This is a genomic window from Microbacterium kunmingense (assembly GCF_023155745.1).
Taxonomy (GTDB): Bacteria; Actinomycetota; Actinomycetes; order Actinomycetales; family Microbacteriaceae; genus Microbacterium; species Microbacterium kunmingense.
In genome coordinates this window covers 56,152-78,843 of record NZ_JAKNUS010000011.1, presented here as the reverse complement: position 1 = coordinate 78,843, position 22,692 = coordinate 56,152, and the positions used below count along the sequence as shown (strand labels likewise).

At 69.3% G+C, this 22,692-nt stretch carries 23 protein-coding genes and 2 tRNA genes; 10 read left to right on the top strand and 15 right to left on the bottom strand.

All coding sequences use genetic code 11. The features are described from left to right. Nucleotides 1-3: 3 nt before the first annotated feature. From MA875_RS14800 to ssb, 4 genes are all read right to left on the bottom strand, one after another. The gene (locus MA875_RS14800) at nt 4-525 is read right to left on the bottom strand and encodes an acyl-CoA thioesterase (RefSeq protein WP_248243026.1); all 522 of its coding nucleotides are present in this window, start codon (nt 523-525) and stop codon (nt 4-6) included. Beyond that, nucleotides 518-2,197 (bottom strand): energy-dependent translational throttle protein EttA, encoded by a 1,680-nt coding sequence (ettA, locus tag MA875_RS14795; RefSeq protein ID WP_248243025.1) that lies wholly within the window; start codon nt 2,195-2,197, stop codon nt 518-520. The genes MA875_RS14800 and ettA overlap by 8 nt, the downstream gene beginning before the upstream one ends. Before the next feature lie 101 nt (nt 2,198-2,298). After that, nucleotides 2,299-2,823 carry a DUF6993 domain-containing protein gene (locus tag MA875_RS14790; protein WP_248243024.1) on the bottom strand — a complete coding sequence of 175 codons (525 nt, stop codon included), beginning with the start codon at nt 2,821-2,823 and terminating at the stop codon, nt 2,299-2,301. Between the two features lie 42 nt (nt 2,824-2,865). After that, entirely contained in the window at nt 2,866-3,420 is a 555-nt protein-coding gene (ssb, locus tag MA875_RS14785; protein ID WP_248243023.1) for a single-stranded DNA-binding protein, read from the bottom strand. Between the two features lie 220 nt (nt 3,421-3,640). Between ssb and MA875_RS14780 the strand changes: the two genes are divergently transcribed. After that, nucleotides 3,641-3,901: a hypothetical protein gene (locus MA875_RS14780; protein ID WP_248243022.1), complete on the top strand. Its 261-nt coding sequence runs from the start codon at nt 3,641-3,643 to the stop codon at nt 3,899-3,901. Nucleotides 3,902-3,935: 34 nt separating this feature from the next. Here MA875_RS14780 and yczR read toward each other — a convergent pair whose 3' ends face one another. Beyond that, complete coding sequence (gene yczR / locus MA875_RS14775; protein ID WP_248243021.1) at nt 3,936-5,360, bottom strand: MocR-like transcription factor YczR; 1,425 nt, start codon at nt 5,358-5,360, stop codon at nt 3,936-3,938. Between the two features lie 61 nt (nt 5,361-5,421). Between yczR and yczE the strand changes: the two genes are divergently transcribed. Next, nucleotides 5,422-6,084 (top strand): membrane protein YczE, encoded by a 663-nt coding sequence (gene yczE, locus MA875_RS14770; protein ID WP_248243020.1) that lies wholly within the window; start codon nt 5,422-5,424, stop codon nt 6,082-6,084. Between the two features lie 38 nt (nt 6,085-6,122). Here the strand turns inward: yczE and MA875_RS14765 are convergent, their stop codons facing one another. Continuing rightward, entirely contained in the window at nt 6,123-6,335 is a 213-nt protein-coding gene (locus tag MA875_RS14765; RefSeq protein WP_248243019.1) for a methyltransferase, read from the bottom strand. A 109-nt stretch (nt 6,336-6,444) separates the two neighbouring features. On the opposite strand from MA875_RS14765, the gene MA875_RS14760 reads away from it, so the two are divergent. From MA875_RS14760 to MA875_RS14735, 6 genes are all read left to right on the top strand, one after another. Beyond that, nucleotides 6,445-6,517: transfer RNA gene (locus MA875_RS14760), tRNA-Arg, on the top strand. A 49-nt stretch (nt 6,518-6,566) separates the two neighbouring features. Beyond that, complete coding sequence (gene orn / locus MA875_RS14755) at nt 6,567-7,193, top strand: oligoribonuclease (protein WP_248243018.1); 627 nt, start codon at nt 6,567-6,569, stop codon at nt 7,191-7,193. Between the two features lie 37 nt (nt 7,194-7,230). Further along, nucleotides 7,231-7,306, top strand: a tRNA-His gene (locus MA875_RS14750). A gap of 35 nt (nt 7,307-7,341) precedes the next feature. Further along, complete coding sequence (locus tag MA875_RS14745) at nt 7,342-7,692, top strand: metallopeptidase family protein (RefSeq protein WP_248243017.1); 351 nt, start codon at nt 7,342-7,344, stop codon at nt 7,690-7,692. Continuing rightward, nucleotides 7,692-7,988, top strand: a complete 297-nt coding sequence (clpS, locus tag MA875_RS14740) for an ATP-dependent Clp protease adapter ClpS (RefSeq protein WP_248243016.1) — start codon at nt 7,692-7,694, stop codon at nt 7,986-7,988. Before MA875_RS14745 ends, clpS begins: the two co-directional genes overlap by 1 nt. Then, entirely contained in the window at nt 7,985-8,491 is a 507-nt protein-coding gene (locus MA875_RS14735; protein ID WP_248243015.1) for a DUF2017 family protein, read from the top strand. Before clpS ends, MA875_RS14735 begins: the two co-directional genes overlap by 4 nt. Nucleotides 8,492-8,496: 5 nt before the next feature. Here MA875_RS14735 and MA875_RS14730 read toward each other — a convergent pair whose 3' ends face one another. Genes MA875_RS14730 through gatC form a run of 6 tightly spaced genes read right to left on the bottom strand, consistent with a single transcriptional unit; the run spans nt 8,497 to nt 14,017 of the window. Beyond that, nucleotides 8,497-9,090, bottom strand: a complete 594-nt coding sequence (locus tag MA875_RS14730; protein ID WP_248243014.1) for a nucleoside/nucleotide kinase family protein — start codon at nt 9,088-9,090, stop codon at nt 8,497-8,499. Then, nucleotides 9,065-9,385, bottom strand: a complete 321-nt coding sequence (locus tag MA875_RS14725; RefSeq protein ID WP_248243013.1) for a hypothetical protein — start codon at nt 9,383-9,385, stop codon at nt 9,065-9,067. Before MA875_RS14725 ends, MA875_RS14730 begins: the two co-directional genes overlap by 26 nt. Nucleotides 9,386-9,411: 26 nt before the next feature. Continuing rightward, nucleotides 9,412-10,650 carry a DNA polymerase IV gene (dinB, locus tag MA875_RS14720; protein WP_248243012.1) on the bottom strand — a complete coding sequence of 413 codons (1,239 nt, stop codon included), beginning with the start codon at nt 10,648-10,650 and terminating at the stop codon, nt 9,412-9,414. 33 nt (nt 10,651-10,683) lie between these two features. Next, entirely contained in the window at nt 10,684-12,198 is a 1,515-nt protein-coding gene (gene gatB, locus MA875_RS14715) for an Asp-tRNA(Asn)/Glu-tRNA(Gln) amidotransferase subunit GatB (protein ID WP_248243011.1), read from the bottom strand. Continuing rightward, nucleotides 12,198-13,721 (bottom strand): Asp-tRNA(Asn)/Glu-tRNA(Gln) amidotransferase subunit GatA, encoded by a 1,524-nt coding sequence (gatA, locus tag MA875_RS14710; protein ID WP_248243010.1) that lies wholly within the window; start codon nt 13,719-13,721, stop codon nt 12,198-12,200. The genes gatB and gatA overlap by 1 nt, the downstream gene beginning before the upstream one ends. Beyond that, nucleotides 13,718-14,017 carry an Asp-tRNA(Asn)/Glu-tRNA(Gln) amidotransferase subunit GatC gene (gene gatC / locus MA875_RS14705; protein ID WP_248243009.1) on the bottom strand — a complete coding sequence of 100 codons (300 nt, stop codon included), beginning with the start codon at nt 14,015-14,017 and terminating at the stop codon, nt 13,718-13,720. The genes gatA and gatC overlap by 4 nt, the downstream gene beginning before the upstream one ends. 86 nt (nt 14,018-14,103) lie before the next feature. On the opposite strand from gatC, the gene MA875_RS14700 reads away from it, so the two are divergent. Continuing rightward, the gene (locus MA875_RS14700; RefSeq protein WP_248243008.1) at nt 14,104-15,831 is read left to right on the top strand and encodes a long-chain-fatty-acid--CoA ligase; all 1,728 of its coding nucleotides are present in this window, start codon (nt 14,104-14,106) and stop codon (nt 15,829-15,831) included. On the opposite strand, the gene ligA is transcribed toward MA875_RS14700, so the two are convergent. The 3 genes from ligA to MA875_RS14685 all read right to left on the bottom strand — a co-directional run bounded on the left by ligA (nt 15,832) and on the right by MA875_RS14685 (nt 20,514). Beyond that, nucleotides 15,832-18,093, bottom strand: coding sequence for an NAD-dependent DNA ligase LigA (ligA, locus tag MA875_RS14695; RefSeq protein WP_248243070.1), 2,262 nt, complete (start codon nt 18,091-18,093; stop codon nt 15,832-15,834). A gap of 107 nt (nt 18,094-18,200) precedes the next feature. Then, on the bottom strand, nt 18,201-19,307 hold the full coding sequence (gene mnmA, locus MA875_RS14690; protein WP_248243007.1) for a tRNA 2-thiouridine(34) synthase MnmA: 1,107 nt from the start codon (nt 19,305-19,307) through the stop codon (nt 18,201-18,203). Nucleotides 19,308-19,317: 10 nt separating this feature from the next. Further along, a complete protein-coding gene (locus MA875_RS14685) occupies nt 19,318-20,514 on the bottom strand; it encodes a cysteine desulfurase family protein (protein ID WP_248243006.1) in 1,197 nt (398 codons plus the stop codon). Nucleotides 20,515-20,585: 71 nt separating this feature from the next. Between MA875_RS14685 and glgX the strand changes: the two genes are divergently transcribed. Next, nucleotides 20,586-22,673 carry a glycogen debranching protein GlgX gene (gene glgX / locus MA875_RS14680; RefSeq protein WP_248243005.1) on the top strand — a complete coding sequence of 696 codons (2,088 nt, stop codon included), beginning with the start codon at nt 20,586-20,588 and terminating at the stop codon, nt 22,671-22,673. The last annotated feature ends 19 nt before the right edge of the window (nt 22,674-22,692 follow it).

Genomic DNA, 22,692 nt, shown 5'->3' with positions numbered 1-22,692 from the left:
CTCTCACCGGCGGTGCGTGTAGACCAGCGGCGGGCCGACATACGGTTCCCAGGCGCTCCGCTCCTCGGCGCTCAGGCGCAGCGGGGCGCCGGTGCGGGCGTCGACTTTGACGACGACCGTCGTGGCACGCGCATAGATCGTCTGCGTGCCGTCGGGTGCGGCGCTCTCCCTGGGGCTGCACACCTCGTAGCAGACCTCGATGCTCGATCCGCCCAGCCTGCCGAACCACATTTGGATGTCGAGGGGATGGCGCTGATACGGCACCGGCGCGAGGTACTCGATCTCCTGGCGCGCGATCAAGGTCAGAACGCCGCTGGAGATACCGGAGGACAGCACCGCCGTGTCCGGGGCGGTCTCTCCCGGGTCCGGGAGCCAGAACGCGCGAACGCGCGCCTCCTCGAGGAGCTTCAGCATCGCGGTGTTGTTGACGTGATTGAAGGCGTCGAGATCGCCCCAGCGAAGCGGGATCGGGATGTGCAGTCGCCGACCCGACGGAGTCGTCTCCGCAACGACGGGGTCAGTCACGGGTGAGCTTGCGGTAGGCCGAGCGATGGGGCGTCGCCGCGTCCGGGCCGAGCCGTTCGATCTTGTTCTGCTCGTACGCGTCGAAGTTGCCCTCGAACCAGTACCACCGGTCGGGGTGCTCGTCGGTGCCTTCGTACGCGAGGATGTGGGTCGCGATCCGGTCGAGGAACCACCGGTCGTGCGTGATGACCACGGCACACCCGGGGAACTCCAGAAGTGCGTTCTCCAGGGACTGCAGCGTTTCGACGTCGAGGTCGTTGGTCGGCTCGTCGAGGAGCAGCAGGTTGCCGCCCTCCTTCAGCGTCAGAGCCAGGTTCAGCCGGTTGCGCTCACCGCCGGAGAGCACACCCGCCTTCTTCTGCTGGTCGGGGCCCTTGAACCCGAACTTCGACACGTAGGCCCGGGACGGGATCTCGGTCTTGCCCACCGTGATGATGTCCAGGCCGTCGGAGACGACCTCCCACAGGGTCTTCTCCGGGTCGATGTTCGCGCGCGACTGGTCGACGTAGCTGATCTTCACCGTCTCGCCGATCTTCAGGTTGCCGCCGTCCAGCGGCTCCAGACCGACGATGGTCTTGAACAGCGTGGTCTTGCCGACGCCGTTCGGCCCGATGACGCCGACGATTCCGTTCGGGGGCAGGCTGAAGCTCAACCCGTCGATGAGGGAACGGTCTCCGAAGCGCTTCTGCAGGTTCTTGGCCTCGATGACGATGCCCCCGAGGCGCGGGCCGGGCGGAATCTGGATCTCCTCGAAGTCGAGCTTGCGGGTGCGATCGGCTTCCGCGGCCATCTCCTCGTAACGCGCCAGTCGGGCCTTGGACTTCGCCTGGCGGCCCTTGGCGTTGGAGCGGACCCACTCGAGCTCTTCCTTCAGGCGCTTGGCGAGTTTGGCGTCCTTCTTGCCCTGCACCTCCAGGCGCTCGCCCTTCTTCTCCAGGTAGGTGGAGTAGTTGCCCTCGTACCCGATCAGGCGACCGCGGTCGACCTCTGCGATCCATTCCGCGACATTGTCGAGGAAGTACCTGTCGTGGGTGATGGCGATCACGGCGCCGGGGTACTTCTGAAGGTGCTGCTCCAGCCACAGCACGCTCTCGGCGTCGAGATGGTTGGTGGGCTCGTCCAGGAGGAGCAGGTCGGGCTTCTGCAGAAGGAGCTTGGTCAGGGCTACGCGACGCTTCTCACCACCGGAGAGCGGCGCGATCGCCGCATCGCCCGGCGGCGTGCGCAGCGCGTCCATGGCCTGTTCGAGCTGGGAGTCCAGATCCCAGGCGTCGGCAGCGTCGATCTCCTCCTGGAGCGTCCCCATCTCGGCCAACAGGGCGTCGAAGTCGGCGTCGGGATCGGCCATGAGCGCGGAGATCTCGTTGAAGCGATCGAGCTTGGCCTTGATGGCGATCCCGTCCTGGATGTTCTCCAGCACCGTCTTGGACTCGTCGAGCTCGGGCTCCTGCATGAGGATGCCCACGGAGAAACCGGGGCTGAGCTTGGCCTCACCGTTGGAGGGGGTGTCCAGCCCCGCCATGATCTTCAGGATGGTGGACTTCCCCGCCCCGTTGGGACCGACCATGCCGATCTTCGCCCCCGGAAGGAAGGCCATCGTGACGTCGTCGAGGATCAGCTTGTCGCCGACCGCCTTGCGGGCCCGGACCATCGAGTAGATGTATTCAGCCATACCGTTCGCAGCTCCCCTTCACGTCCCGATGTCAGCGTCCCAGCCTAGCCGGTCGGTCACGACGTCACCGTCGGGCCCGGTCGCCGACCCGCGGCGCGGTCTCACCAGTCGATCGGCCGGGTCTCGCCCAGCAGGCATGCACCGTCGGGGAGCGCCGCGACGACGGTCGTGACCGGCTCGCCGGTCGCCTCGCCCACCTGGCCGATGAGGCACTGCTCTCCCCAGCGAACCGAGACCTGAATGCTCTCGGCGGGGTTGCCCACTGTGGAGGTGTCGGCCGTGACCTGCATGACGCTCTTGTCGAATCCGCCGGCCACGAGTGCGTCGACGTACGCCCGGCCGGCGCCCCGCCCCTCGCTATTCCACACGGATTGGACGATCTGTGTGAACAACGGCAGATTGTCCTCCGCCGATCCCTCGGGCACGAGCGCCGGACCGGCCGGAGCGGGCGTCGCTGAGCCGGTCGGCACGGGGGCCGGCGCCGTCGGCGCCGGGGTGGGCGAGGGAGACGGCGTGCAGCCGGTCACGAGAAGCACGACGAACGCGCCGATCAGGATGCCGCGGTGCGGACCGCGCGGTGGCAGAGGGCGACGGCGGGCGTGGTGATCCTGTTTCCGCAGAGGCACGGACTGAGTCTACGTCGTGGTCCGCCGGGCTCCTGCACCGGCTCAGAAGGGGGTCTCGCCCGCCGCCACGAGGAGAGATCCGGATCGCGGGTCCTGTTCCTCCCCCTCCTCGACCGATTCGTCGCGGGCCCCGGGAACGCTCGTCGCCCACGCCTCCGACGCCGCCTCGGACGCCTGTTCCGCAGCGACTCCGGGTGCAGGCCACGCCTCGGGCTGAGCTGCGTCCGCGGGCGGGCGGGACCCGGTCGCCCGCGTGAAGCGCGACGTGCCGAACTTCAAGTCGTGCCCGATCGCGTCGGCCTCCACCTCGACGGTGGTTCCCCGGCGGGTTCCGTTGTCCCACTCGCGCACTTTGACACGACCGGTGACGATGACCCGGTCACCGCGGCTGAGCGAGAGGACCGCGTTCTCGGCGAGCTGGCGGAACAGCTGGACGGTGTAGTAGCTGGTCTCACCGTCCAGCCACTGTCCCGTCGCGCGGTCGAGCCGCCGATGCGAGGTCGCGACGCGGAAGGACGTCACCGGGATGCCGTCCAGGATCTTCTTGTGCTCGGGGATCGTGGCGATGTTGCCGGTGAGAGTGATGGTGTCGGACATGATTTCTCCTCGCTTCTTGTCGCGTGCGGATGTTCGGTTGTGCCGGTGCCCGGGTGCCCGGCGGGCACCGGCACGACCCCATCGTGGCGACGATCCGCCTTCGGGAGGTGCGCGGCCGACTCATCTGTGGAAAGCGCGGGTTGGGGACCGGTTGTGCAGGAGAGGACGTCTGCCACTTCGGTGTCGGAGGTCGGATCTATCTTCGAACAAGGAGGCAGACATGACCGTGTTCACCCACCACCCCACCCCGACCGCAGCGTCGACGACCCGGCACGGACTGCGCCTGGTCGCCGCAGGAGCGCAGCTGTGGCGGGTCATCGATCGCGCCGGCCGGATCGTCGGCCATGTCCGTGCGGACGGGGAGCCGGATGCTCTGCGGTTCCACGCACTCCGCTACTCCACGCGGGTCAGACGATTCTTCGAGGTGGGGCGTTTCTGGAGCCTGGACGATGCGGTGTCCTGCCTGCACTACGCGAGGTGACGGCGGCGCACTCCGAGGCGGGGTCGTCCCGTCTTCAGACCATCGCGTCTTCCCGCAGCGACAGGCTCGGCGGCGCGGCCCGGGAGACGGATCGCCACGACTGCGCGAGCATGTCCGCGGCGCGCACCAGCGTCTCCGGGGCCGCGGTGAAGGGCACCCTGAGGTAGCGGTCGTGACCGCCGTCCACCGAGAAACGCGGTCCGGATGTCAACAGCAGGCCCCGATGGCGAGCGTCCATGACCAACGGCGCACTCAGCGGGGCATCCATCTCGATCCAGAGCGACACACCCCCCTGTGGCCGTGGGACGATCCAGTCCGGCAGGCGCTGTCGGAGGGCTTCGATGATCACGTCGCGTCCCGCTCGAAGCGCGTGTCGGCGCTGCTCGATGACGTCTCCGAATCGATCGAGGACGGCGGCGGCGATCACCTGCTCGAACTCCGGAGTACCCAAGTCCTGGGCGCTGCGCAGCGCCACAAGACGGCGGACGAGTTCCGGTGAGGCCCGTATCCATCCGATCCGCAGTCCTCCCCAGACCGTCTTGCCGAGCGAGCCGACGCGCACGACCAGGGAGGGATCCATCCGGTCGAACCCGCGAGCCAGCGGTCCCCGGTCGATGTCGAGATCCGCTGTGGTCTCATCCAGGATCAGCGTGGTCCCCGCGCGCTCCGCCTCATTCGCCACCGTTTCGCGTTCGACCGCGGTCATCGACCGGCCCGTCGGATTGTGGAAATCGGGCATGAGGTATCCGGCGACCGGCAGCGCGCGCAGCGAGACCTGCGAGGCGCGTTCGAGATCCCACCCGTCGCGGATCGTGACCGGCACAGCGGTCAGCCGCGCACCGGCCTGACGGAGTGCGTCCGCCGCGTGCGGATAGGTGGGGGTCTCGATGAGCACGCGATCACCGCGTGCGATGAGAGCACGCGCCAGGAGGTGGATCGCACTCTGCGCGCCGGTGGTGATAAGGATCTCCTCCGGCGAGGTCGCAAGTCCGCGGCCGCTGTAGTGCGCGGCCACCCGGGCACGCAGGTCATGTCGTCCCACGATGTCGTAGCCGGTGCGGGAGACGATCGAGGGGGCGTCGGCGACCGCCTCGGCGATGAGTCCGGCCAACCCTGGCCAGGTGGCAGGGCTCGCCTGCTGCAGGTCGATGTCATCCCGCCGCACGTCGGTGATGCCGGGATCGCGTCGTGCGAGCGCGAGGGTGACGCTTCCCGATCCGCGGACGCTCTGGATGTGCCCGGTGTCGCGGAGACTCCGGTACGCCGCCGCGACCGTGCTCCGGCTCAGGCCCAGGACGGCAGCGAGTTCGCGCTCCGCCGGCAGCGTCGTGCGCGGCGGCACGCGATTGTCCAGACACAGCAGCCGAATGCCGTCGGCGAGGGCCTCGTATGTCGGTTCGCGTGTACGCCAGCCACCGAGAGCATGGGCGAGTGCCCGGGCGGAGATCCGTGAATCCATCCGTCCACTTTAGCGGAATTGGCATGTGCTACCCAGTCCAATTCTCTGGTGAAATGACGGGATGCTGGATCGCATCCTCCGACTGCTGCTCGGTCTCGTTCTGTACGGCGCGGGCTGCGCCCTGACCATCGAAGCGGGGCTGGGTGTCGATCCGTGGACGGTGTTCGCCGAGGGACTGTCCCGTCAGACCGGTCTCGGGATCGGATGGGTGACCAACCTCGTCGGCATCGGCGTCCTCCTCCTGTGGATCCCGCTGCGTCAACGACCAGGAGTGGGCACCGTCGCCAACATCCTGCTGGTCGGCACGAGCATGCAGATCGTTCTGTGGCTGATGCCGCCTGTGCCGGATCACCTTCTGGCACAGGTCGCACTCCTCGTAGGCGGCATCGTGATCGTGGCCGTGGGATGCGGCCTCTACATCGGAGCTCGTTTCGGACCTGGTCCCCGCGACGGTCTCATGACGGGAATGCATGCGCGGCTGGGGTGGCCCATCTGGCTGTGCCGCGGCGGCGTGGAACTCAGCGTGCTGGTGATGGGCTGGCTGCTCGGCGGGACGGTGGGTATCGGCACGCTGGTGTTCGCCGCGGCGATCGGTCCCCTTGTCCACCTCACGCTGCCCCTGTTCGACACGGCGCGACACCGCGACCCGCACCCGACATCTGCTGACGCCTCCCCCGCGGCCCGGCAGATCGAGGCGGCGCGCACGGTGGAGCGGCCGAGCTGAACCCCGATGCCCTCGCCGCGGCACGGACGGGGCGAGGGTCAGTGCTCCTCGAAGGTCGGCCAGGCGCTTCCCGGCCGCATGCGGGAATGCAGGGCGTTCTTGGCGACATCCATCGTCGGGTAGGTGCCTGCGGTCGTCTCTGCCCCGGCCATGGTGACCGTGTACCCGTCGGCTGCTTTGCGGATGCTGCCCACCACCCCACTGCTGCCGTAGGCCACCCAGAGGCTCGAGTGCGTGTCGGTTGTGCTCATCGTCGAACTCCTTCCGATGCCTCGACGGTACGCCTCCCCGCGGCGCGCCGCCAGATGCGCAGGGCCGATTCCCGACGATCACGTCCAGGCCGCTACCCTGGACGAGCGACCCCCAGTAGCTCAGTGGATAGAGCAGCGGCCTTCTAATCCGCCGGTCGCACGTTCGAATCGTGCCTGGGGGACCGACCGCCGCGAGGGGGCCGCGTCGCGGCCCGTCACTAGGATGGGCCCATGGTGGGTGCATCCGAGAACGACCGACTCGTCTGGATCGACTGCGAGATGACCGGACTCGACCTGGCGGTCGACGAGCTGGTCGAGATCGCCATCGTGGTCACGGATTTCGAGCTGCGACCTTTGGACCCGGGATTCCAGGTCGTCATCAAGCCCGACGCCTCCGCGATGGAGAACATGAGCGATTTCGTGCGCTCGATGCACGAGACATCCGGTCTCCTCGAAGAGATTCCCGGCGGTGTGAGCGTCGCCGACGCCGAGTTCCAGGCGTTGGAGTACATCCAGCGCTTCGCTCCTCAGGAGGGGAAAGCCCCCCTCGCCGGGAACACCATCGGCACCGACAGGATGTTCCTGGCCAAGTACATGCCCCGGGTCGATCGGTGGCTGCACTACCGCAACGTCGACGTCTCCAGCATCAAAGAGCTCTCGCGTCGCTGGTACCCCCGCGCCTACATCCACGCGCCGGCGAAGAACGGCGGTCACCGGGCGCTCGCCGACATCCGGGAGTCCATCACCGAGTTGGCCTATTACCGCCAGGCGGTCTTCGTTCCCGAGCCCGGGCCGACGAGCGACGGCGCGCGTGCAGCAGCGGCATCGGCGGTGTCGGCGTTCTCCCCCGGCGTGTGAGAGAATCGTTGGGTTGTCCCGCCGATGCGGGGCCACGGTGGCTGTAGCTCAGTCGGTAGAGCACCTGGTTGTGGTCCAGGGGGCCGCGGGTTCAAGTCCCGTCAGCCACCCCAATCTCACAGGCCCTCGCGGCCCGTATCGTGGAAGCATGCTCGAGATGGATCCGGACGCGTTCGAGCGCCTCGTGATCGAAGAGCTGGACCTCCTCCCCGACGACATGGTCGAGGGCCTCGACAACGTCGTGTTCGTGGTCGAGGACCGGCCCGAGGACGCGACCCAGGAGCTGTTCGGCCTCTACGAGGGCTGGGCCCTGACAGAGCGGGACCGGTACGGGATGGGTGAACTCCCCGACCGCATCGTGGTCTACCGCGAACCGCATCTCGCGGCGTGTGCGGACGAGCGGGAGCTGCGGGACGAGGTGCACACCACCCTGGTCCACGAGATCGCGCACTTCTACGGCATCGATGACGACAAGCTGCACGAGCTCGGGTGGGCATGATGGCGCCGGGGACACAGAGACAGGACCTCCTCGATCGACTCGCCGAGGAGCAGATCCCCGATCGCTGGCAGACCGTGGTCTGGAACGACCCGGTGAATCTGATGAGCTACGTGACCCACGTCTTCCGAGCCTATTTCGGATTCCCCCCGGCGACCGCCGAGCGCCTGATGCTCGCCGTGCACCACGACGGACACGCGGTGGTGGCCGAGGGCGCGCGGGAGCTGATGGAACTGCACACCCAGGCGATGCACGACTACGGCCTGTGGGCCACCGTGAGAAGGGCCCCCGCTCCGTGACCAGCATTCCTCTCTCGCTCCGGATCACGCGTCTCGAGGCCACCCACCTCGCCGATCTGATCGATCAGTTCGCCGACCTCGTCGCGGACGGGTCGGAGCCGGACGACGATCCCGCCGTGCTTCGGCTCGTTCCCGATGCGTACGCCGATGATCCCGAGGCGGCCCGGGAGTTCCGGGACGTCACCGAGCGCGACCTCCTCAGCCGCCGACACCACGACGCCCGACTCGTGCGTGCGAGCCTCGCGCCCGCGGCGACGTTGCCTTCGGTCACCGACGCCGGAGCTCAGGGGTGGGAGGAGGTCGAACTCGTCCTCGACCCCGACGCTGTTCAGGCGTGGATGCGCACCCTTGCCGCCGTGAGGCTCGTCATCGCGACCCGGCTCGGCATCACCGATGAGGACCAGCACGATGACGACGATCCCCGCTTCGGAGTCTACGACTGGTTGGGCTATCGCCTGGAGGGCCTCGTCCGCGCCATCGAGTCGTCGCGCACCGACGAGTGATCGCACTAGGGGATGGCGAACACGTGCGTGGCCAACTGCGCGGGAACATCCTCGGAGAGATGCCGCTCCTCCTGCCGCGCCCACCGGTCCCAGTGGGGACGGTAGGTGTCACCGTCGCGTTCGAGCGCGCGTCGCCTGCGCGTCCGCGCCGGCGATTCCAGCCAGATGCGGATGTCTCCCAGCGGCGCGGTTCCGGCGGTGAGGAGCCCTGATCCTTCGACGATGAGCGGAAGGGACGGATCGACTGCGTGGGCCTCCGCGTACACGCCGCGATCCCAATCCCACCGTTGCCAGATGCCGATCAGGCCTCGCGCATGCGGCCGGAGGACCGCCTCCTGCGCGACACGAACGCCCTCGGCGAGGCCGTCCCAACCCGGGTAGAGGGCGTCCAGGGCGACGGATTGCACGCGACCGCGAAGAGGCCATGAAGCGATGAGTTCGCGCGCGAACGTCGTCTTCCCGGCGCCGCTTCGCCCGTCGATCAGGATCACCGGATTGGCGGCGGCGATCGATGTGACCGCGTCGCGGGTCAGCGCGACCGCTCCGGCGAGTGCCTGAGCGACCGGGTCGGCGTCACTTCTTGAGCGCGCGGATGACACGGCTGAGTGCGCGGCCGGCGACCCAGACGAAGGGGATCCCGACGGCGAGGAGCGAGACGACGTTGGGCTCGAATCGCAGGTCATCGCCTCGGCGGATGTACGCACCCAACGGCACGGCGTATCCGCCCCCGCCCCCGCCGCCGTTACCGGCCTCATCGGATCCGCCTCCGAACGCGGTCCAGGTCAGGGCCACCGGGACCAGACGGACACCGTCGACGTCCTGCTGCTCGCCATAGACGGAGGTGACGCCGAAGTCCGCGGACTGCTTGCCGAGGTCGAGTGCGATGTTGGGCATGTCCCCCACGCTACCCGGCGCCGTGATCATTGCCCAGCCTGATCCCCACCCTTGACCTGACCGCCGAGAAGTGTTGCGCGGGTGATGCTTCCGCGACCGAACTTCGCCGCAGCACCGTCGAGCACCCCCTCGACTCTCCGCCAGCCCTCGTCGTCGTCCCACAGCATCGGCGACGCTGCGCCGGAGGATCGGAGCTTCTCCGCCCGGACGCCGATCAACCGGATGGGAAGCCGGCGGTCGAGGAGCTCGAACAGGTCGATGGCGGCCGCTCCTATCCGCTGTCCGACCGACGTCGGCTCGGGGAGTGTCTGGGCGCGGGTCACGGTGCTGAAGTCCGAGAAGCGGACTTTGATCGACACCGTCGCGGCCTCCCACCCCGATTCCCTGAGGCGCGCGCCGACCCGGTCGGCCAGTCGCCGCAGCTCCACGCGCAGCGCGCCGGGGTCGTCGACATCCGTGGTGAAGGTCTCCTCGTGCCCCACGCTCTTCTCTGCGCGCGTCGTCTCGACCTCCCGGGGATCGATACCACGAGCCAGCTGCCGGACGCGGTGTCCGAGCGCCGAACCGAGTGCGCGATCGATGACGCCGGGCGGCGATTCGAGGAGGTCGGCAACCGTCCGGATCCCCCGCGCCGCGAGCGTCTCGGTCGCCTTCGGGCCCACGCCCCACAGCTCGCCGACCCGACGCGACGCCAGGAATCGTGTCGTCGCCGCTTCCGGGACGATGAGCAGGCCATCGGGCTTGCTCAGCGTGGAGGCCATCTTCGCCACATGTTTGGTCGCTGCGGCGCCGACGGAGCACGGCAGGCCGAGCTCGTCCCGCACCCGCGCGCGCAGGAGTCGGGCGATCTCCCCCGGACTCCCCCACAGTCTGCGCACGCCGCGGACATCCAGAAACGCTTCGTCGATCGACAGCGGCTCGACCAGCGGCGTGATCTCACGGAAGAGCGTCATCACCTGCGCGGACAACTCGAGATAGCGCGGGAAGCGCGGCGGGATCACCAGCGCGGTCGGGCACAGCCGCAGCGCCTGGGACACCGGCATGGCCGAGCGCACCCCGTAGCGCCTCGCTTCGTAGGAGGCGCTGGACACGACGGACCGGCTTTCCGGTGCGCCGATGATCAGCGGCTTGCCGCGCAACGCGGGGTCGTCCAGCACCTCGACGGACGCGTAGAAGGCGTCCATGTCGACGTGAAGGATGCCGGCTCCCGTGTCATCCGCTCCGTCCGCAGAGACGAGCCGGCCGCTGCCGTCACCGCGACCCATGTCGCCATTGTCGGCGGTGGCGCCGACATCCGGTCACTGCGCCGCGCGTTCGAGGATCAACTCGCGCACCCGTGCCGCGTCCGCCTGGCCGCGCATCGCCTTCATGACCGCACCGATGACGGCCCCTGCCGCCTGCACCTTGCCATCACGGATCTTCTGCAGGACATCGGGCTGGGCAGCCAGGGCGTCGTCGATGGCGGCGATCAGCGCGGTGTCGTCGGAGACGACGGCCAGTCCGCGCGACGCGACGACGTCGGCCGGGTCGCCCTCGCCGGCGATCACGCCCTCGAGCACCTGTCGCGCCAGCTTGTCGGTGAGCGTCCCCTCGTCGACGAGCCGCTGCAGTTGCGCGACCTGAGCCGGGGTCACGAGTTCGCCCGGCTCGCGTCCGTCGGCGTTGGCGATACGACTGATCTCGCTCATCCACCACTTCCGAGCCGCGGCAGGCGTCGCGCCCGCAGCGACCGTCGCCTCCACCTCACCGAGGAGGCCGGCGTTGACCACGCCGCGGAACTCGATGTCAGCGAAGCCCCAATCGGCCTTGAGTCGGCGGCGACGCACCACGGGCTGCTCCGGCAGACCCGCCCTGAGCTCGTCGATGAGGGACGGCGCCGGGGCGACGGGCAGCAGATCCGGCTCGGGGAAGTACCGGTAGTCGTCCGCGTCGGACTTCGGACGCCCGGGGGACGTGGTGCCGGTGTCCTCGTGCCAGTGACGGGTTTCCTGGGTGATCATGCCCCCTGCGGCGAGGATTGCCGCCTGGCGTTGGATCTCGTAGCGGACGGCTCGTTCGACCGAGCGCATCGAATTGACGTTCTTCGTCTCGGTGCGGGTCCCCAACCTCTCCTGCCCGCGAGGGCGGAGCGAGACATTCGCATCGCAGCGCAGATTGCCCCGCTCCATCCTGGCGTCGGAGATCCCGAGCGCGAGAACGATGTCGCGAATGGTCTGCACGTAGGCCTTGGCGATGTCGGGAGCGCGATGCTCGGCCCCGAAGATCGGCTTGGTGACGATCTCCACGAGCGGCACCCCGGCGCGGTTGTAGTCGACGAGGGAGTACTCCGCCCCCTGGATGCGACCGGTGGAGCCGCCGACGTGGGTGAGCTTGCCGGCGTCCTCCTCCATGTGGGCGCGCTCGATCGCGACGGTCACGACCGTGCCGTCCTCCAGCTCGACCTCCACCGATCCTTCGAATGCGATCGGCTCGTCGTACTGGGAGATCTGATAGTTCTTGCCGAGATCGGGGTAGAAGTAGTTCTTCCGGGCGAACCGGCTCGAGGGCGCGATGCGGCAGCCGAGGGCGAGACCCAGGCTGATCGAGGCGCGAACCGCCTCCTCGTTGACGACGGGCAGGGCGCCGGGAAGACCCATGTCGACCGGGGCGACGAGCGTATTCGGCGCGGCGTCGTGGTTGGCGCTGTGGGCGGGGTTGGGCGCCGCCGAGAACATCTTCGTGCGTGTGTTCAGCTCGACGTGGACCTCGAATCCGAGGACGGGCTCGAATCGCTCCAGGGCTTCATCGAAGTCCATCAGCTTGTCGCGACCCATCAGGCCATCCCTCCCCACAGCGGCATGCGGTCCAGAAGCGGACCGCCCCATTCATCCACCAGCAGCGTCTCCACCGCTGCCCCGACCCGGTAGAGTCTGGCGTCCTCGCGCGCGGGCGCGAGGAACTGGATGCCCACCGGCAGCCCGTCCTCCGGCGCGAGCCCCGCGGGGATCGAGATCCCGGGGACGCCGGCGAGGTTCGCCGGGATCGTCGTGACGTCGTTGAGGTACATCTGCAGCGGATCATCCAGCTTCTCGCCCAGACGGAAAGCCGTCGTCGGCGCCGACGGAGTCGCGAGCACATCGACCTGCGCGAACGCAGCATCGAAGTCCGCCTGGATGAGGGTGCGCACCTTCTGCGCGCTGCCGTAGTAGGCGTCGTAGTAGCCGGCGGACAGCGCGTACGTGCCGAGGATGACGCGTCGCTTGACCTCGTCGCCGAACCCCGCCTCCCGCGTGGCAGCCATGACCTCTTCGACGGTGGCGCCGGCGTGGGGGATCACGCGCATGCCGAATCGGACCGAATCGAACTTGGCCAGGTTGCTGGACGCCTCCGCCGGGAGGATCAGGTAGTAGGCGGCGACGCCGTACTCGAAGTGCGGAGCGCTGACCTCGACGATCTCAGCGCCCTGCGCCGCCATGGCGTCCAGAGTCGCCCGGAAGCGGGCGGACACCCCGGGCTGGAACCCGCTGTCGGGCAGCTCCGAGATGACCCCGACCCGCAGGCCGCGCAGGACATCTCCCGACGCACCCTCGCGCGCCGCCGACGCGAACGACGGCCAGCTCTCCTTCAGCGAGGTCGCATCGTGGGGATCGTGACCGCCGATGACGTCATGGAGGAGCCCGGCATCGACCACCGTCCGGGTGACGGGACCGACCTGGTCGAGGCTGGAGGCCAGCGCGATGGCACCGTACCGCGAGACACCGCCATAGGTGGGCTTCATCCCCACGGTTCCGGTGACGTGTGCGGGCTGACGGATGGACCCGCCGGTGTCGGATCCGAGGGCCAGGGGCGCCTCGAACGCGGCGACCGCGGCGGCCGAACCGCCGCCGGACCCGCCGGGAATGCGCTCGAGATCCCACGGGTTCCGGGTGGGTCCGTAGGCGGAGTGCTCGGTGGAGGAGCCCATCGCGAACTCGTCCATGTTGGTCTTGCCGAGCGGAACGAGCCCGGCGGCGCGGGAACGTGCCACCACCGTGGCGTCGTAGGGCGACATGTACCCCTCGAGGATCCGTGATCCGCTGGTCGAGGGCATGTCGGTCGTGACGAGGACATCCTTGATCGCCAACGGAACGCCGGCGATCGGTCCCAGCGTCTCACCGGCTGCACGCCGCCGGTCGATGTCCGCGGCGATCTCGAGGGCGCGCTCGTTCACGTGCAGGAAGGCGTGGACGTCGCCGTCGACCTCGCGGATGCGGTCGAGATGAGCGGTGGTCGCCTCGACGCTGGAGAGCTCGCCGGCACTCAGCCGGGAGGCGAGGTCAGCGGCGGTCAGATGGATGATGTCGGCCGGAGCGGTCACTGCTCCTCCCCCAGGATGGCGGTGACGCGGAAGCGGTTGTCGGCGGCTTCGGGGGCGTTCTGGAGCACCTGCTCGACGGTCAGGACATCGGCCGCGACGTCGTCGCGGAAGACGTTCTGCAGGGGGATCGGGTGACTGGTGGCCACGACGTCGGCGGTGGCCACCTCCGACACCTTGGCGATGTTGTCGACGATCACGTCGAGCTGGCCGGTGAGGCGCGTGACCTCCTCGTCGCTCAGCTGGATGCGGGCGAGCACGCCGAGATGGCGCACGAGATCGGGTGTGATTTCAGACACCCGATCAGTTTAGGTGGTCGTCTCCAAGCCCCTCGATCGCGTACCGGTCGAGGAGAGTCCGTCGTGACGGACATAGAGTGTTGGGCGTGACGACGTACGACCCGCCCCGTCCCTGGACAGCCAGCTACGCCGAGGGGGTCCCCGCCGATCTCCCCGCGATATCAGGATCGCTGGTCAACATCATCGACACCGCCGCGCGCGAGTATCCGGATGCGCCCGCCCTGGAGTTCTTCGGCCGCGAGATGAACTATCGGCAGCTTCACGCACAGGTCCGCGCCGTCGCCGAGGGGCTGCGTCGACGGGGCGTCGAAGCGGGCGACACGGTGGCCATCGTCCTGCCGAACTGCCCTCAGCACGTCGTCGCGTTCTACGCCGTCCTCCAGCTCGGTGCGGTGGTCGTCGAGCACAACCCGCTGTACACCCCGCGCGAGCTGCGCACCCAATTCCAGGACCACGGCGCGCGCCACGCCATCGTGTGGAGCAAGGTGGTGGAGACGATCGGCTCCTTCCCCGAAGACCTTCGGGTGCACACGCTCGTGTCCGTCGAGATCCGGCGGGCGATGCCGTGGCGCACGCGCACGGCCCTGCGACTTCCGCTGACACGCGCCCGCGAGGCTCGGAGGGCGCTCGACGCACCCGTGACCCGTGCGGCGGGCTCGGTGGTCTCGTGGGAGGAGCTGACCAGGTCAGCCCCGCTCGCCGCAGACCACGTCGGACCGACGACGGAAGACCTCGCGATCCTGCAGTACACCAGCGGGACCACCGGGTCACCGAAAGGCGTGCGGCTCACTCACCGCAACCTTCTCGCAAATGCTGCGCAGGCCCGCGCCTGGGTGCCCGAGATCGTCCGGGGGGAAGGATGCGTCGTCTACGCGGTGCTCCCCCTGTTCCACGCATACGGATTGACGCTGTGCCTGACGTTCGCGATGTCGATGGGGGCACGGCTGGTGCTGTTCCCCCGGTTCGACCCTTCGCTGGTGCTCGCAGTGACGAAGAAGCGTCCCGCGACCTTTCTTCCCCTCGTTCCCCCCATCGCCGATCGCCTGCTCTCGGCGGCGGCGTCGGCCGGGGTCTCGCTGGAGGGGACACAGGTGGCGATCTCGGGAGCGATGGCCCTCCCCCACGAGCTCGTCGTGCCATTCGAGAAGGCCAGCGGCGGTTACCTCGTCGAGGGGTACGGGCTGAGTGAATGCTCGCCCGTCCTCATGGCGAACCCCGTCGCCACGAATCGCAAGCCCGGGACGGTCGGCCTGCCTCTGCCGGGCACGGAGTGCCGGGTGGTCGATCCGGACGACCCCCGTCGTGACGTCGCACCCGACGAGCCCGGCGAGCTCGTCGTCCGCGGTCCGCAGGTCTTCGACGGCTACCACGGCCGCCCCGAGGAGACCGAGCAGGTCTTCGTCGACGGGTGGTTCCGCACCGGCGACATCGTCACGATCGACGGCGAGGGGTTCGTGCGCATCGTCGACCGGATCAAGGAGCTGATCATCACGGGCGGCTTCAACGTGGCGCCCACCGAGGTGGAGAACGCGCTGCGCCAGCATCCGCGGGTGAGCGATGCGGCTGTCGTCGGTCTTCCCTCCGACCACTCCGGCGAGGACGTCGTCGCCGCGATCGTCGTGTCCAGCGGCGATCCGGTCGATCCCGAGGATGTGCGCTCGTTCGCCCGCGGAATCCTCACCGCCTACAAGGTTCCCCGGAGGGTCGTCGTCGTCGACGAGCTACCGCGATCACTGATCGGCAAGGTGCAGCGGCGTCAGGTGCGGGAGCGACTCCTCGCGGCGTCGGGTAACGGCGGCGTCGACGCCGACTGATCAGGACGGCTCGGTCGACGACGCCGGATCGTCCCCTACCGCCAGCGCGGCCGGTCCCTCGGTGACGAGGAGGTGGAATTGCCCGGCGTCGATGATGCGCACGCCGAGCTCCTCGGCCTTCGCGAGCTTCGAGCCCGCGCCCGGACCGGCTGCCACGAAATCCGTCTTCTTGGACACCGACGACGCCGCTTTCCCCCCGGCGCGCAGGATCGCCTCCTGCGCGCCCTCGCGGGTATACCCGTCCAACGTCCCCGTGGCGACGACGGTCACGCCCTCGAGCACGCCTCCCCCGGCGTTGCCGGCGCCGGGTCCCGGGTGCCCCGGAGTCGCCAGCTGCGCTCCCGCCCGCTCCCACCGGTCGATGATCTCGCCGTGCCAATCCACGGCGAACCACTCGGTCACGGCGTCGGCGATGATGCCGCCCACCCCGTCGACGGCGGCGAGCTCGTCGCGGGAGGCCTCCCGGATGGCCCTCACCGAGCCGAACCACTGCGCGAGCGCGCGCGCGGCGACGGGCCCGACATGACGGATGCTGAGTGCGACGAGGAAGCGCCAGAGCTCCTTGGTCTTGGCGCGTTCGAGGTTGGCCAGCAGCTCCTGTGCGGACCGGGAGATGATGTGGGTCTCGTCGCCGTCGAAGACGCCGTCCGGATCGAACGGCGGATCGGACTTCTTCCGCTGCCGTCGGAACGGGGAGCGCGTGTCCGCCGCCCCGTCCTCGAGGAGCCGCGGCAGTCCGGTCTCGGCGTCGCGCACCACGACATCGATCGGGAAGAGATCGGCGGCGGTCAGGTCGAACAGCCCCGCTTCGGTCACCAGGGGCGGGACCTCCGGCCGCACGGGCTGCGTGAGGGCGGCAGCCGACACCTCCCCGAGTCCTTCGATGTCGAGGGCTCCGCGGGAGCCGATGTGCTCGACGCGCCCCCTCACCTGGGCGGGACAGGACCGTGAGTTCGGGCACCGCAGATCGACATCGCCCTCCTTGGCGGGAGCGAGCGGCGAGCCGCACTCGGGGCACCGGTCGGGCATGACGAACTCGCGCTCGGTGCCGTCGCGCAGCTCCACCACCGGCCCGAGGACCTCCGGGATGACATCCCCCGCCTTGCGGAGCACGACGGTGTCGCCGATCAGCACACCCTTGGCTTTCACGACGTCCTGATTGTGCAGCGTCGCCTGACGCACGACCGAGCCGGCGACCTGCGCCGGCGCCATGACGGCGAAGGGGGTCGCGCGACCGGTGCGCCCGACGGAGACCACGATGTCCAGCAGTGTGGTGTTGACCTGTTCGGGCGGGTACTTGTACGCGATGGCCCACCGCGGGGCACGACTGGTGGCGCCGAGCTCTTCATGCAGGGCGAGGTCGTCGACCTTGACGACGATGCCGTCGATCTCGTGCTCGACATCGTGGCGATGCTGACCGTAGTGCTGGATGAAGGCCGCAGCCCCGGCAGCGTCGTCCACCACGCGGAAATAGGGGCTGACGGGGAGTCCCCAGCCCGCAAGGAGTTCATAGACCTCGCTCTGCGCGGCAACGGGCGGATCATTCCAGGCGCCGATGCCGTGCACCGTCATCCGAAGGCGCCCGAGCCGCTCGGTCATCGCGCGCAGCTGCCGCGGACTCTTCCCCTCGGCCTTCTGGCGCAGCGACCCGGAGGCGGCGTTGCGAGGATTGGCGAACAGTCGATCGCCGTGCTCCTGCTGGAAGGCGTTCAGGGCGTCGAAGTCGGCCACGGTGAAGAAGACCTCGCCGCGCACCTCCACCACGTCCGGATGACCCGAGCCGTCCAGCACCGCCGGGATCGTCCCGATGCGGCGGACGTTCTCGGTGACGTCCTCGCCCACCCGTCCGTCTCCGCGCGTCGCCGCGCTGGTCAGTCGACCCCGCTCGTATCGCAGGGAGAGCGCGAGACCGTCGATCTTGAGCTCGCAGAGGTAGCGAACGGGTCGTCCGGCGTCGCGCTCGACCCGCCCTGTCCAGGCGAGGAACTCCTCCTCGCTGAACACGTTGTCGAGGCTGAGCATGCGTTCGGCGTGCGTCACCGGCGCGAAGAGGGTGGCCGATGCGGCACCCACGCTCTGCGTGGGCGAATCCTGACCCTGCACTTCGGGATGGAGCCGCTCGATCTGTTCGAGCTCCTGCATCCACGCGTCATAGGTGGCGTCGTCGACGATCTCGGCGTCCTCACCGTAGTACGCGTCGCGGGCGCGGAGAATGCGGTCGGTCAGTTCGTCCGCTCGCGCGCGCGCCGCCTCCGGTGTCATCGACGCCTGCGCCACGTCGACGCGGAGGGGATCTGCCGAACTGCTCACCGGGTCTGCCACGCCGTCAGTCTAGGCAGTGCGTCCGACACGCCCGTCGCGAGGTCCGGTCAGGAAGCGACCGCCGGCTCCGGGGCCGCCGAGACCGTGCGTGCGATCGTGAACTGCCCGATCACCCGGGTCCCTTCGTACAGGACGGCCGTCTGTCCGGGGGCCACACCGTCGAAGGGCGCATCGGGGGTGATCTCGACTTCGGTCCCGTCGAATCGACCCCGTGCCGGCACCGGGTCGGCGTGCGCCCTGATCTGCACGTGGCAGGAGAACGGGCCGACCTCGGGCGGTCGCGTAGTCCAGCTGAAGCGGTCGCCCGCGATCCGGGCGGTGGCCAACGCCTCTCTCGGACCGACCACAACGGTGTTGGACACCGGCCGCACCTCCAGGACGAATCGGGGCTTGCCGTCCGGCGCCGGGACCCCGAGGGCCAGTCCGCGCCGCTGTCCGACCGTGAAGGCGTGCGCGCCGTCATGACGACCGACCACCGCTCCGGCGCGGTCGACGATGTCGCCCGCCGCCACCCCGACCCGCTCCTCGAGCCAACCGCGCGTGTCTCCGTCGGGGATGAAGCAGATGTCGTAGCTGTCGGGCTTGTTCGCCACCGTCAGACCCCGTCGCTCCGCTTCCGCGCGCACGACGGCCTTGGACGGCGTGTCGCCGAGGGGGAAGAGCGAGTGCGCCAGCTGATCGGGGGTCAGAACGCCCAGGACATACGACTGATCCTTCGCCGCATCCGAGGCCCGGTGCAGCTCGCGCCCCGCGGGCGTGTCGACGATCCGGGCGTAGTGCCCTGTGCACACCGCGTCGAATCCGAGCTCGACGGCGCGTTCGAGCAGGGCGGCGAATTTGATGCGCTCGTTGCAGCGCATGCACGGGTTGGGGGTGCGGCCGGCGCGGTACTCCGTCACGAAGTCCTCGATCACGTCGTCACGGAACCGCTCGGAGAAGTCCCACACGTAGAACGGGAACCCCAGCAGGTCCGCCGCCCGCCGCGCATCCATCGCATCCTCGATCGTGCAGCAGCCGCGACTGCCGGTGCGCAGCGTGCCGCCCGCGCGGGAGAGCGCCAGATGGACTCCCACCACGTCGTGGCCTGCATCGACCATCCGCGCGGCCGCGACGGCCGAATCCACGCCGCCGCTCATCGCCGCCAGTACTCGCATGCCCGCCAGTCTACGAAGGGGTCGCTGAGCGGAATCCGGATGCCGCGCGGGCGCGCTCCACCGCGGCGGGCAGGTGCCGCAGCAGAGCATCCACATCCGACGGGGCACTCGTCCTTCCCAGCGAGAACCTCAGCACCTGTCGGGCTTCAGCCGCCGTCCGGCCGAGGGCGAGGACCACATGCGAAGGCTCGGCCACACCGGCCTGGCAGGCCGACCCCGTCGACACGGCGATGCCCGCCTGATCGAGGAGGAACAGCAGCGTCTCGCCCGCCGCACCGGGGAACAGCACATGGACGTTGCCCGCAAGGCGTTCATCCGGCCCGGTCGCCGGCGGGCCGAGGATCACCGCATCGGGGACGGCCTCGCGAAGACCCTCGCGCAGACGCCCGGACAGCTCCGCCAGGCGCTCCCGCTCCGCCTCGGCCTCGGCCTCGGTCGCCGTCAGCGCCGCGGCGAAGGCGGCCGCGCCCGCGACATCCTGGGTGCCGGCCCGCAACCCCCGCTGCTGGCCGCCGCCGTGGACGAGCGGCTCGATCCGGGCCTCGCGCGAGACCACCAGCGCCCCGACCCCCGCCGGCCCTCCCACCTTGTGCGCCGCGACGCTGACCGCCACGAGGCCCGCCGGTCCGCTCGCCGACCCCCGCCAGGTGCGGAAGCGCACCGGCGTCCGTCCGAGCGCGGCGACGGCGTCGACATGGAAAGGCACCCCCGACGCGGCGGCTGTCGCGGCGAGCGTCGGGATGTCGTTCAGCGTGCCGACCTCATTGTTCGCCGCCAGCGCCGTCGCCAGCGCGGCGCCGGGGACGGCGGCGGAGAACTGGTCCACATCGATGCATCCGATCCCGTCCAGGGGCACCGCCCGCACCTCCGCGCCCGCCGCGCGCGCGAGCCATTCGACCGTGTCGAGGGTGGCGTGGTGCTCGCCGTCGGGCAACACGATGGCCCGGCCACCCGATCGTGCCCACCACAGCCCCTTCAGCGCCAGGTTCACCGCCTCGGTGCCCCCGGATGTGAAGACGACCTCGATCGGATCGGCTTCGACGATGCCCGCCACGACCTCCCGGGCATCTTCGAGGAGCCGTCGCGCCGACTGGCCCGGCGCATGGATCGAGGAGGGGTTGCCGAGGACCTCGTGAGCGCGGAGCCAGGCTTCGCGGGCCTCGGGACGCAGCGCAGTCGTGGCCGCGTGGTCGAGGTACACCGTCATCGCCGGACACCTTCCTCCCGCCGGGTCGAGCCGACATCTGCGGGACACACGCGCTCACTATCGTAGTTCGCATGGTCAGCATCGACCCCCTCGCCCCCACCTCCGCTCCCGCCTCCCTCCTGAGCCCGCACCTGGACGACCTGGGCGTGAGGCAGGGTCCCGACGGAGGGACCCTCCGGGTCTGGTCCGCGCACGCCGAGGCGATCGAGCTCGTGCTGTTCGACCGCGACGACGTCGACTGGATCGTCGCGACCGCCTCCCTCCTTCCGGAAGGGGGCGGGGTCTGGGCGGTGACCACTCCGCTGCTCCACCCCGGTGCGCGATACGCACTACGGGTGGACGGACCGCCCGGACCCGGCAACGTCTTCAACAGCGCCACTCTTCTCACCGACCCTTATGCCCGAGGGGTCGTCGGCAGCGGCCTGGAGGACTGGCGTTGCGTGGTCATCGACGGCGGTTTCGATTGGGGCGGCGTGGGAAAGCCTCGCGTGCCGCTTGATCGCACCGTGATCTACGAGGGGCACATCAAGGGTCTCACCAAGCGCCATCCGATGATCCCGGCGGCCCTTCACGGCACCTACGCGGGCCTTGCGCATCCCGCGATGATCGAGCACCTGCACCGCCTCGGTGTCACGAGCGTCGAGCTCCTTCCGATCCACGCCTTCGCCTCGGAGCCCCGCCTGCTGCAGCACGGGCTGTCGAACTACTGGGGATACAACACCGTCAACTTCTTCAGCCCCCACGCCGCCTACGCGACCCTCGAGGCGCAGCGCCAGGGACCCGAAGCGGTCCTGCGCGAAGTGAAGGGCATGGTGCGCCTGTTGCACGAGGCCGGCATCGAGGTCCTCCTCGACGTCGTCTACAACCACACCGCCGAAGAGGGCATCGGCGGACCGCGTTCGAGTCTGCGCGGCATCGACAACCGGTCGTACTACCGGCAGCAGGACGACGGCACCTACATCGACGTGACGGGATGCGGCAACAGCGTCGACACGTCGACGGATGCCGCGGCACGCCTCGTGCTGGACTCCCTGCGGTATTGGGCCCGCGAGGTACAGATCGACGGGTTCCGGTTCGACCTCGCCGTGACCCTCGGCCGCGACGCCGGTCACGAATTCACGCCGGACCATCCGCTCCTTCAGGCCATCGTGGACGATCCGGCACTCGAGGACGTCAAGAAGATCGTCGAACCGTGGGACGTGGGGATGGGCGGCTGGCAGACCGGGAACTTCGCCCCGGGCTGGCACGAGTGGAACGACCGCTACCGCGATCGGGTGCGCAATTTCTGGCTGAGCGACATCGACTACGCCCGCCGGGCATCCACGCCTCCTGTCGGCATCGGCGGATTCGCCACACGGCTGGCCGGCTCCTCGAACACCTTCAGCGAGGAACGCGGTCCTCTCGCGAGCGTCAACTTCGTCACCGCGCACGACGGCTTCACGCTGCGCGACCTGGTGTCGTACGACGTCAAGCACAACCTCGGCAACGGCGAGCAGAACCGCGACGGCGCCGACACGAACCGATCGTTCAACCACGGTGCCGAGGGTCGCACCGACGACCCGCTCATCCTCGCCACCCGTCGCCGTGCGATGCGCAACCTCCTCGGCACGCTGCTGCTGTCGGCCGGCATCCCGATGCTGACCGCGGGAGACGAGTTCGGTCGCACCCAGCGGGGCAACAACAACGCCTATTGCCACGACTCGCCCCTGACCTGGCTCTCCTGGGAGCATGCACCGTGGCAGGAGGATCTCCTCTCCCACGTCCGAACCCTCACCAGACTCCGTCGGGACAACCCCGCGCTGCGTCCGATCCGCTTCGCGCGACTCGGCGAACGGATCCCCTCCGCCTCGGTGATGGAGTGGTACGACGAGCACGGTGAGACCATGTCGCCCGAGCGATGGACCGACCCCGGCCACCGCACGCTGCAGTACGTCGCCGCCTCCACCCCCGAGAACGAGCCGTTCAACAGGGTGCTCCTCATCATCCACGGTGTCGAGCGCCCCACGACGGTGACCCTTCCCGTGCTCAAGGACGCCGAACGCCTGGTGTCGCTGTGGTCCAGCGCCGACGAGGATCCCGGGGCCCACGACGGCGTGTTCGCGCCCGGCGACGAGCTCGAGATCCCCCCGACGAGCATGCGGCTGTTCCGCGTGGAGTGATCGGACGCCTGTGCGCAAG